General features: G+C 35.6%; 8 protein-coding genes. 1 reads left to right on the forward strand and 7 read right to left on the reverse strand.

Annotation, left to right across the window (positions count from 1 at the left end):
• Positions 1 to 156 precede the first annotated feature (156 nt).
• Positions 157 to 1,380: a CynX/NimT family MFS transporter gene (locus tag HWV02_RS17835; RefSeq protein WP_211677029.1), complete on the forward strand. Its 1,224-nt coding sequence runs from the start codon at positions 157 to 159 to the stop codon at positions 1,378 to 1,380.
• Between the two features lie 111 nt (positions 1,381 to 1,491).
• Here HWV02_RS17835 and HWV02_RS17840 read toward each other — a convergent pair whose 3' ends face one another.
• The 7 genes from HWV02_RS17840 to HWV02_RS17870 form a co-directional block, all read right to left on the reverse strand.
• Positions 1,492 to 2,016, reverse strand: coding sequence for a type II secretion system protein (locus tag HWV02_RS17840; RefSeq protein ID WP_211677030.1), 525 nt, complete (start codon positions 2,014 to 2,016; stop codon positions 1,492 to 1,494).
• Positions 2,017 to 2,090: 74 nt separating this feature from the next.
• Positions 2,091 to 3,020, reverse strand: a complete 930-nt coding sequence (locus HWV02_RS17845) for a permease (RefSeq protein WP_211689018.1) — start codon at positions 3,018 to 3,020, stop codon at positions 2,091 to 2,093.
• A 101-nt stretch (positions 3,021 to 3,121) separates the two neighbouring features.
• Positions 3,122 to 3,502 carry a response regulator transcription factor gene (locus tag HWV02_RS17850; protein WP_211672755.1) on the reverse strand — a complete coding sequence of 127 codons (381 nt, stop codon included), beginning with the start codon at positions 3,500 to 3,502 and terminating at the stop codon, positions 3,122 to 3,124.
• Between the two features lie 285 nt (positions 3,503 to 3,787).
• Positions 3,788 to 5,734, reverse strand: a complete 1,947-nt coding sequence (locus HWV02_RS17855) for a GGDEF domain-containing protein (protein WP_211689020.1) — start codon at positions 5,732 to 5,734, stop codon at positions 3,788 to 3,790.
• A gap of 18 nt (positions 5,735 to 5,752) precedes the next feature.
• Positions 5,753 to 7,777, reverse strand: a complete 2,025-nt coding sequence (locus HWV02_RS17860; RefSeq protein WP_211689022.1) for an EAL domain-containing protein — start codon at positions 7,775 to 7,777, stop codon at positions 5,753 to 5,755.
• Positions 7,778 to 7,813: 36 nt separating this feature from the next.
• Positions 7,814 to 10,537 (reverse strand): EAL domain-containing protein, encoded by a 2,724-nt coding sequence (locus HWV02_RS17865; RefSeq protein WP_255550531.1) that lies wholly within the window; start codon positions 10,535 to 10,537, stop codon positions 7,814 to 7,816.
• Positions 10,538 to 10,734: 197 nt separating this feature from the next.
• The gene (locus tag HWV02_RS17870; RefSeq protein WP_211677034.1) at positions 10,735 to 11,379 is read right to left on the reverse strand and encodes an OmpA family protein; all 645 of its coding nucleotides are present in this window, start codon (positions 11,377 to 11,379) and stop codon (positions 10,735 to 10,737) included.
• Positions 11,380 to 11,384 lie beyond the last annotated feature (5 nt).

Genomic DNA, 11,384 nt, shown 5'->3' on the forward strand with positions numbered 1-11,384 from the left:
ATTGACACTTTCTACGTATCTGTCTGAATCAAAATCTAAAGCGATATTAGGTAACGCCATATACTGTCCGAATTTAGCAATAAAATGTCAATGTACACAAATTCAGCATGATTGAATAGAGATAATATAGTGGCATAGCTTCAAGAGGACAGAAATATGTCACATAAGAATACACGTAATATTGTTCATCCCGTACTGGTTATTATCGGTATTTTACTGATTTCCAGTAACCTCCGAGGCCCAATAACCGGCATTGGACCAATTTTAGAGTTCATCTCTAACGATCTTGCTTTATCCGCAACACAGGCAGGTATGCTAACCACATTACCATTGCTCGCCTTTGCTATTTTTTCACCGATATCATCGGGGTTAGCACGCAAGATAGGACTCGAACCATCATTAATGCTAGCACTACTCGCCATCACCAGCGGTATTATCATTCGCTCTGCAGGCTCAACGCTCACCCTGTACTTAGGAACTTGTGTCATCGGTATCGGCATTGCGATAGGTAATGTACTCTTACCTAGCCTGTTAAAACGCGACTTTCCTAATAAAGTACCCACATTAACCGCTATTTACGTATTGGTGATGGGCGTTGGCGCAAGTATCAGTTCTAGTACAACAATCCCGATGCTTCATCTGGCTGATACACTTAATGTTACCGTCATCCCAAGTTGGGCATTCGCATTAGCTGGTACAATTATACTTCCGGTGGTAACCATGTTGATTTGGTTACCACAAATGAGCAGCCACACTAGACCAACCCTTGATACCCCCGAAATTGACAGTCATAGCTACCTGTGGCGCTCTGCGGAAGCGTGGCAAGTTTCAGGGTTCTTGGCTTTGAACTCATTTATTATGTATGCCTTTATCGCCTGGCTACCCAGTATTTTGATTGATAATGGCTACTCTGAACATCAAGCGGGTTATATCCACGGTATCCTGCAACTCGCAACTGCAGTACCCGCTATCGTACTGATCCCATTAATGGCAAAACTAAAAGATAAACGCTCACTTAGCTTAACAATGACGATTCTCGCATTCATTGGTATTGTTGGATTACTCATGATGCCCCAATACGCTATTATCTGGGTGATGATGTTTGGTTTTAGCTGTGGGGGTGGTTTTATTCTCGGTTTATCATTTGTAGGTCTACGGACCCATGATGCGCATCAAGCCGCTGCATTGTCGGGGATGGCGCAGTGTATAGGTTACCTATTTGCAGCAACTAGCCCAATAATTTTTGGTTCACTGCATGAAATGACTGGAAGCTGGGATATACCATTAATTATCACAGCTAGCATGAGTATTATATGGACAGGCTTGGCTACACAAGCAGGTAAACCCAAGATCATCACTCAAGCGATCACATCTAGCTGATGCTAACCTTGGTTGGTGCTTTAACGTCGTGATAACGGAAGCAATCGGTGGTGTGCTCGTTGACCATACCGATTGCTGCATCAATTCATAACAAGTTGTTAGTTCTGAAAATTAGCAGCCACTCGTTGTAACGGTAAATTCTTGAATTGAACTGGTATGACGGTACTCTGCATAACAAAGATCATTCATTAAATTACCCGTGCCATAACCGATACGCGAATGACCATTGTCTTCATATACGCTAACGTCAGCATGAATCGCTGTTCTTGTCGTATTATTTTTAGTTACGTGGTCAGGAGTTCCTAACGCAAGAAAGGTTTCAATAAAGTAAAGGTTTGGCGTTGTGGCTTCACTTTTAGTTTCCGGGTATCCACGATAAAACTGATAATTACCATACTCAGTTTTGATTGTTTCATTATCACCCAATATATCTTTAATTTGCGCTTTCATATGCAGTAGCTTTACTGTTTCCTGAAGGCTACCGTAAAAGCTTTCAACCGCAGCTTTTTTCGCATCGCCACGTAAATCAATAAAACGAGGGATCGCAGCGGCTGCAAGTACGCCAAGAACAATAATAGTAATAACTAATTCTATGAGTGTAAAACCGTTATTTCTTTGTGAATGAATAAAATCCATTTTTTGTCTCTGCTAAATTTTAAACGGTTGGCACTATAACATAACTAGTGCCGCCCACTTTATTAAAATACAGGTTAAAAAATGAATTGGTAAAGGAAGCCAGCTCCTACAGCCATCCCTAAAATCACGAATAAGAATGCGGCGATCATCTGGTTTTTAAAGATAGATTTAAGTAAAATAACTTCCGTTAAACTCGCGCCAGCACTACCAATAATTAACGCCATTACCGCACCTAGACTCATGCCTTTTGCTGCTAACGCTGCACTTAATGGAATTACAGCTTCCGCACGAATATACAGTGGAATACCAATGACGGCTGCAACAGGAATTGCAAATGGATTATCTTCACTAGCAATACTAGCCACAAATTCTGTCGGCATAAAACCATAAATTATTGAACCCAGTGCGATGCCACCGATTAAATAAGGTAATACCTTCTTAAAGTCAGTCCATGTAGTTAGCCAAATTTTCTTCCACTTGCTTATCGGTGCTTGTTTTCCGCCACAGGTAGATGCACACCCTTGCGACTTTCCTACAAGTGCAGGTTCAATATACGCTTGTGGCTTGACATATTTTTCAAAACCGAGTTTTTCCAAGGTATAACCCGCAATAACGGATACCCCCATTGCGATGGTAAAGTAAAAAACTGTAACTTTAATACCAAAAGTGGCAGCAAACAGGCCGATAATAATGGGGTTTAATAGCGGACTGGCAAACAAGAACACCATCATAGTACCGAACCCAGCTTTAGCACGTAACAAACCTTTCAAAAAAGGAATTGTTGAGCATGAGCAGAACGGCGTGATAGCCCCTAGCAAACCAGCAAGGATATAGCCCTTGCCGTACTTACCACTCAAGAGACTTTGGATCTTGGCTGGCGGAATATATTCTTGCAATACACCCACTGCATAACTAATAAGTAAAAAAAGTACCGTTAACTCTGCGGCTAAGAAGCCAAACATTCCTAAGGTATCCATCACCATTTCTTGTGTAATGTTAAACATAACTCAAATCTCTATATTTCTAGAATATTGGAAATATAGACTTGAAAGTAAATTATGTCAAGGATATTTCTATAAACGTGGAAATATAAGATGTGTGAGCATCAACCTAATGCTAAATGATACAGTCTTAGTTGGCGCTTTATTCTTTCGCTTAAAACATTAATGCGAACCGGTTTAGTAATGTAATCATCAGCCCCTAAAGCAAGTGAGTTTATTTCAGCTAACTCAGTATCGTAGGCAGTCACCATGATGATTGGGCCATCAAAAAACTGCTCTTTTAAAGTTTTAAGTATACTTAAGCCTGAAGTATGTGGAAGCTGTATACCTAAAAGAGTAAGTTTAGGCTGAGCTTCAATAATAAACTCCACAGCACCATCACCAGTATCAAAAAAATCGATATTATAACCTTCTATTTCAGAAAGAAAATAATACAACATTTCTCGAAACTGCGGGTCATCATCTACGATCACAATGTCTAACATATACTTCCGATTTCTTTTATTATGCATATATCTACTGAAGAAATAAATGTAGAGTCATTATTATCTTTTTCTTCCATTTTAAATAAACACCTATAGTTATATTTATATTCGAGCATAATTATTAATGTCCGTATATATTATACACTTATAAAAACACCCATTTATATGTGTTTTTATTATATCTTTATTATTTATTTATTATTTATTATTTATTAGGAGCACATTCATCAATATATACGAACTACCGACGTTAAATAGTTAATTTAAATCGATAACAAAAACTAACTAATTCTGCTTTGATGTTTTATTATTATACATTTTATGATCTATATCGCGTAATAACGCCTGCAATGATATCGTTCTCTCACGCCTCAATGAGATACCAGAAGATACAGAGACATCAAGCTTTTCACCCGTTTCTTTAATACTGAAACTGAATCGCTGTAAACGCGTAAATGAGTCAGAGACTTCAGGTACTATTTTATTGAGGGTAAGTACAAACTCGTCCCCGCCAATACGATATGCTTTTCCTGGCCAATAACGTTGAATATGCTGAGCAAGTGCGACAAGCACCAAGTCTCCTACATGATGACCATAATTATCGTTAATACTTTTGAAATTATTAATATCCATATAGACAAAAACACACTCACTTTTAACCCCAGATTTGAACCTACGAGTCAGTGCTCGTCGGTTACCTAGTTTAGATAACAAATCTGTCGTAGTTTGAATATATAAATAATAGGTAAATAAAAGTAAGAACATAACAACGCAAGTAAAAGAAACCTGAGTAAACCGAATATATTTTTTTTCTGCTAACAAAGCAGATTTCCAATCAGGCTGTAATCCATGAAAGTTGACTATGTGCTTCACATTAACGAGAGGAAGCGCTTCAGAAAACAGCATCGCGTAATCTTTCCCCAGCGCTGTACGTTGAAAGGCCATAGATACACCCGTGGAGATTTCGGTAGATATAGATTTAGCCTGAGATACAGGTAGAATTCTACGCTCTGTTGTCATTAATTTATTGAAATTACCTTCCCCTATTGGGACGTAATCTACATCTCCATTAAGTAAAGCTTCAACCATCTTATCTTGGCTTGAAAATCTAGATAAAGGTTTTTTAGGTAATCGCTGTGTAATAACATCGTCGAAGTAATCAGCCTCTACAACGCCTATCCGCTCACCAACTAATTCAGATAGTTGATGATATTGATTTATTTTGTAACCAGCACGACTGATCAATAGTAAATGAGGTTTGTAATAGGGTTCACTAAAATAGAATTTTTCTTTACGAGAATCAGTAATAGTCATCGCCCCTACCATATCAATTGATTTTTTATCTAAGTCGTTATAAATATCTGCCCAGGGTTCATCAACGCCATTCACTAATTGGCACTTAAACCCGAGTATAAAACAAACTCTCCTAACAAGAGAAAGACTCAACCCATTGATTGGTGCACTTCCATCTTCTTCTAAATCTTCGACTTTGAATTGAATGACATGATTGGTATCCACACTACTACTCGTAACCTTTTGTCGTAGCGACTTTAGTCTAACATTGTGCTCATTTTTATTAATAATATTCGCGACCTGATGCTGTAGCTTATTTTCACTGAGCAGACGGTTAATCTCATCAAGTAGATCGGCATTTTTTCCATGTTTAGTCGCAATCGAAACGGGAGTCATATCAAAAACACTTGATACTCTCTCTGCTTTAAAACCTTTTTTAAGTGCAAGTTCAAGCATCCCTGAATTGCCAATAACGACGTCTACATCGTTATGCTGAAGGTAATCAAATGCAGAATCAATATCCTGATAAGTAGCAAAAGACTTGTTATAAAACTGTAATTTTAGAAAATCATGATATGTTGACCCACTGGGTGTTAAAAATTTATTAACAGTTGATTTATTAAATTTATTTTTTGTGAAAATGTACGATAAATCGGTATGCACAGGGGCAGTAAAATCCAGAAAAGACGATCTTTCAGATGTATATGTAATATCGGCAGTAAAATCCAAATACTCTGTATTCAACAAATACAATATATCATCGTAGCTTTCATAATAATGAAAATCAAAATCAATCAATAATTCATCTGATATTTTTTGGAAAACAAACGCACTAATCTTGTCTCGTTTAACAATACCCACATCATAGGTTTCTCTTTTTGCATAAGCACAATTAACCTCTATTAACAAAGTTAAAAATACAAAAAGTAAATTTTTCATAATACATCCAAATTAAATTTATAACTGCACATTTTCAGTAAAATCTATCTTTTCTATTGGCTTTGGTCTCGAAAAAAAGAATCCTTGTGCAGTATTAATCTGTTCTTTTTTCATCAATTCAACTTCACATTGTTTTTCAACACCTTCGACAACTATTTTGGCGCCTAGCGTTCTTACAATCTGGCATGTTAACGAGAACAGTTCCGCCCCTATTTTATTATAAGTATTCATTGTTAGCGTGCGATCAATCTTAACGATATCAAATTTGTATTTAGACAAATAACCTAATGATGAATAACCAGAACCAAAATCGTCTAAAGCAATTTTAACCCCCAAAGCTCTAAACTTTTTAATCGTTTTAGCTGTATTAAACTCATCTTTAATCAATACATCTTCGGTTATTTCTAAAATGATGCTAGAAAAAGGGACTTCCACCTTTTCAATTTCTTCTTTTACAGCATAAAAAAAATCTTTTCGAATAAATGTCACTGGTGATACATTAATTGAAACTGTAATGCCAAATTCCTTAATGATCGTCGCGGTTTCAGTCAATGCCCGATGCAATACCCAAAAGTCGAGTACTGAAGCCAATCCCACTTTATTAAAATCATCTATAAATATTGGTGGTGTTATTTTACCCTGACGATCTCTATGTCGAATCAATGCCTCGATAGACACAATATTTTTAGTGATAAAATTATATTGAGGCTGATAAAATAATACAAAGTCCCCACTCCTTTGCAGTTTATTAATACGATTCTGAGCGAGAATATTCTGATTCATTGCTGGTAACATGCCACCTATCGATTTACTTTCGTCCGATTTATCATAATCAAAATAGTTATCCGAAATAGACTTGGAATACACAATATTTGCCATTTTTATACTATCCATCCGACGAAAAAATGGGTAGTAGATAAAAATACCGAGAATGACAATGACCGCTTGTAACACGACTGCGTTCATATCACCATCTGTAGATAAATAGCCACTGAATAATGTCGGTGTCATCCAACTAATTGGAATCGTAACAGGAGTGACTAAACCTAGTGTCGTCACTAAATAGGCAAGAGACAGAGATAATATGGGAACCATAATAAAGGGAATGATTAAAATTGGATTAAACATGACAGGTAAGCCATATATCACTAATTCATTAATATTAAAAAAACTAAATATTAATGACACAGCACCAAGTCGACGATAACCTTTATTTTTTGTTAATAACATACAGATAACTAAACTCAACGAATTTCCAGCACCACCTATCGACGCATAAGCGGTCAAAAAAAGGCTATTCACAATATGCACAGAATGGCATTGAATGTCAGTAATCGCTACCGAATGGCTGCAATCAAGACCTGCAGAAGAACCAGAAAGTACAGCATGGCCATTCATGCCAATGAACCAAAGCAGATTCCGACTTGTTTCTAATATAAGCGCATTAAATATAGGGTTAATATCATAATGAATAAACCAATTCACTGTTTCAGTCATCACGAAACAAGACAAGTAGAATGCAGGAAGCCCTATGATGACAATCACTAATAAAGTGATGCCAACAAGGTTTATCGACTGATCTATCACTGAGGGTAGTTCAGAGCGCATAAACCATTTTTTGCTCTGAATATAAAAGATAAGTTTAGAAACAAATACTGGAATTAATACGGCCATAAAAAATGGGATATTCATATTAAGCAACGCAGTGCTGTCTATCACTTTACACGTTTTACATATAATTAAAACGATCACTAAAGATGAAGTGATTACCAAAATGCGCGATACACCTTCTTTTTTAGAAAGAAATAAAGAAAAATAAGTCAATAATAATACTGGATATAGCGAGCGTGTACTTTCGGAAACAAGTTCCATAAACAAGCTAAACCGATGAAATTCCCCCCCCGCAAAAAAAGACGATAAAACTTCACATAATGCTGAAATAACTGGAATTGGTAACAACATAATAAACGTATTACACAGTCCTCGTAAGTATATATTTTTTGACAATTCTTCAAAAGTGTTATTAATCATTCTATTAAACATGGTTATTTTTCATCATTACTGTTGTCTCGGTATTGATTATAAGTTAGCATTTTCGCCAATTATCATAATCATAAAATCACTAGGGCTTATAGGCTTTGAGTACTTCCATCCCTGTACTTTATTTACGCCAAGTTCAATAACAAGCGACTCATCCTCCTCATTCTCTATCCCTTCAAACACAATATCATCACTAAAATTTCTTATTTCTTTAATTAAATTTTTAACCGACCTCTTGAACTTGTCATTGTTATGCATTGCATTAAACAAACTTCGATCTAATTTAATACAGTCAAACCTGAACTCACTGAGCAGGATCATCGATGAGTTACCGGTAGTGAAATCATCTAATGAAATTTGCACACCAAAATCATTTCTTATTTCTGTAATAAAACTAATAACCGCATTTTTATGCTCTGATGCTATTGATTCAATAATTTCTAGTTCCAAATTTTTGATCATGTCATTTTCAGTCAATATCGCTCTGAATTTTTTCTTAAACGTCTCACAAGCTATACTTTCAGAACTCACATTAACCGAAAAAACAACATCATAAATGTTATTTATCTTAATGAAATCTATCGTTTTTTCTAAAATCAGATAATCTAACTCTGGTACTCTTCCGCATTTTTCTAAATAATTTACAAATACCGCGGGAGAGTAATGCTGTCCATTTACATAGAGGCGAGCGAGGGCTTCAGCACCGTATATAACACCTAATTTCAGATCGAATTTAGGCTGAAAGTTAACACTAAAACTTTTGTATTTTAACGCTTGAGTAATAACCTCTTTAATTACATTTTTATTGATGTAATCTTGTACTTCTTTTGAATTTTCGTAAGAATAAAATAAAGCGCCATCATTAAGAGAGTTAGCATACATAGCTTCAGTACTTGCTATCAGGTCTAATTTAATATCGCAGGTCATTTTTTTTACACCACAATTAAATATCACCTTTTGCTTCTCTGAGTTATTCTTCAATATCCCCAATCTGTATTCGAGAATTTCTACTGAGCTATTTTTTGAAAAGACAACAAAGTGATCACCATAAAGCCTGAATATTTTATCAACCTTAGGAAAACTATTTACAAGAATGCTTGAGAAAGTCTTAATTACGTTATTAGCATATTCAACGCCTTCTACTTTCTTAATACTTTCTAAATTCGATATACTAATATAAGTGATATAATTATAACTTTTTTTCTTATGATACTTTTTCATCAAGCTCGAATTTAATAGTTTTGTGAGGGGGTCAACAGTCACTTTTTTATAAACAAAATAAAGATAAACAACGAAAATTATAGATAATATTATATAAGAATAAAAATCTCTTAATCTCAATTCCTTTTTACCGTCAATGACAGACTGTAAAGTAAGCTCTCTAGCATGTTTATCGACTGCAACATACCCTGTGTTATTGGATATCTCGATGAGTGAATTTAGGATTGACAGTAAGGCTTTGCTGTCTGGATGCTCTTTAGGTACTAAAAATACAACAGATTTAAAACTCAACTGTTCTTCAGTAAAGTTTAACCCTGGGTTCTGCGCGAGTAACAGCTTCCCATCTAAATTTGTCGAAATAAATGCATCAATACCACCTTGCATAAAGTATTCGACCATTTCTTCTTGATGTAAAAACTCTATATATTTTTTTGACGGAGAACGCAGGTCACTTGGCATCTCTTTCATTATACCAATTCGTTTTACATCATTAATGTCAGTGTTTTTGAACAGTACAATACGAACTAACCCTAAACTATTAGTGGGCCACCTATCGCTCAATTTCTCTTTATCGTATATAGCCATCTTTACGTCATCGCCATATAATTTAAAGCAGTTATCATCATGGCAATCTTGATCAATAAGATTAATGCCATAGATCTCATCGGCAAGATTTTTATACTTGTTGAATATCAACAGGTTGTTATATTTATCGGCATAAAAAGGAAATAAGTGAAAATCCATTAATACATTGATATCATTACCATTCTGTAACGTTGCATTCGACAATGACAAATACTGATTATTAAAGCCGATAATTTCTTTCTCCAATTGAGTTTTATCGATACCTTCGATAATCTCATTTATCACTGGCAATAATATGTCACTTTTGCTTTTTATAACCGCAATATGGCTGCCCATAATTTCCGATATCGGCATTTTAAAACCGTGGTAATTTGTAATATGAGAACTACCCGACACAAACAACGGTTCTTTGTTCAAATCAGAAATAGATCCCACTAGCTTTATATTATTTTCAAACCCTATTGATTCTAAAAAAACTTTGGTCATTTCAATCCAAGCAGAACCTTTAAGTGTCGCTATTGACTGACCTGATTTCAGGCTATTCGTTAACGAGTTACTGCTTACTATATAGGGAGCTTCATCGCTAACACTTATTGAATAGTCTAAATATTGATTTCGTTCTTTACTCTTAGCAAGATCAAAAATCAGATCTACTTTCCCACTCTTAGCCAATGCAAGCAATTCAGCTAGGGGCTTTTGAATAATGAGGGTCTCAACGCCTAAACAGCTTTTTAGTGGTTTTTCTATAATTTTATAGGCAAAATCGCCATTCGCAATTTTTCTTGCGTATAGGCTACCGCTTACAACACCAATTTTGATTGCTTCATTCTGATAAGGAAGCATACCTGTTACAGCATGTTTGGTGCTACAAGTAGCATAAGAGGGAGTTATAAAGATAAGAAAGAATAGTGGGAAAAAGTAATGTTGCTTGAATATAAAAGAAATCGACTTCATCATAAGGGTTTCACTCTCCACTACTCTTAACTTACTAGACCAAGTCTATGAGTATATCGAGATTAACCCTTTCAAACTTTAAGTAAACTTAAGTAATCTTAAGTAAATGTAAGTAAACCCAAGTAAACCCGAGCCTGTCGAGTGTTAATAAAGATAAAACTGAGTTGCGTCAATACAAGCACAACTCTTATTAACCGCAGTTAGAGTTCTGTTAACTCAATATCTACGCGCCTATTTTTTTCACGCCCCTCTGAAGTATCATTGTTAAATTCAGGCTTTTTTTCACCTTTTGAATCTAGCAATATCCCCTGAGAATTAACACTATTTTCGATCAGGTATGTCTTCACGCTTTCAGAACGCTTTATACCGAGTTCATAGTTATAGATGTCCCTACCGATAGAGTCGGTATGACCAGTCAATTGTAAACCAGTATTTGAGTCTTTCAGGCTACTCGCTAACTCATTTAAAATGTGTCGACTTTCGCCTGTTAACTTGTCTTCATCAAAAGAAAAGTTAACTCGAGCAAAAATATCGCCACTACCCTCAGTAAAATTAAGACCACTATTTCTATATAAATATTCAGCGCACTCTTCTTTTAAGCCCGAATCACGGAAGCTCTCTTTCATGCGTTTCAACACATAGTCAGTCTCGCTGCTAGCCTTAACTAACATCATTTGACCTTGCTTTTCGTGGACCGTATTTACCTCGCCCATGTGAACACCTAGTTGATATTCTAGCTGCTCACTAGAGCAGTAAGAGATAAATTCGTTTTGTTTCATTGCCTTTGCATAGGCACTTGTACAAGCTGATAATATTAATAACGACAACACTATTTTAGATTTCATATATT

Source organism: Moritella sp. 28, from assembly GCF_018219435.1.
In the GTDB taxonomy this organism is placed as follows: domain Bacteria; phylum Pseudomonadota; class Gammaproteobacteria; order Enterobacterales; family Moritellaceae; genus Moritella.

Bases quoted from the DNA above. Each gene is read 5' to 3' on its own strand.
- HWV02_RS17855 (WP_211689020.1), bottom strand. From the start codon at position 5,734: ATGAAAAATTTACTTTTTGTATTTTTAACTTTGTTAATAGAGGTTAAT.
- HWV02_RS17835 (WP_211677029.1), top strand. From the start codon at position 157: ATGTCACATAAGAATACACGTAATATTGTTCATCCCGTACTGGTTATT.
- HWV02_RS17840 (WP_211677030.1), bottom strand. From the start codon at position 2,016: ATGGATTTTATTCATTCACAAAGAAATAACGGTTTTACACTCATAGAA.
- HWV02_RS17865 (WP_255550531.1), bottom strand. From the start codon at position 10,537: ATGATGAAGTCGATTTCTTTTATATTCAAGCAACATTACTTTTTCCCA.
- HWV02_RS17870 (WP_211677034.1), bottom strand. From the start codon at position 11,379: ATGAAATCTAAAATAGTGTTGTCGTTATTAATATTATCAGCTTGTACA.
- HWV02_RS17860 (WP_211689022.1), bottom strand. From the start codon at position 7,777: ATGTTTAATAGAATGATTAATAACACTTTTGAAGAATTGTCAAAAAAT.
- HWV02_RS17850 (WP_211672755.1), bottom strand. From the start codon at position 3,502: ATGTTAGACATTGTGATCGTAGATGATGACCCGCAGTTTCGAGAAATG.
- HWV02_RS17845 (WP_211689018.1), bottom strand. From the start codon at position 3,020: ATGTTTAACATTACACAAGAAATGGTGATGGATACCTTAGGAATGTTT.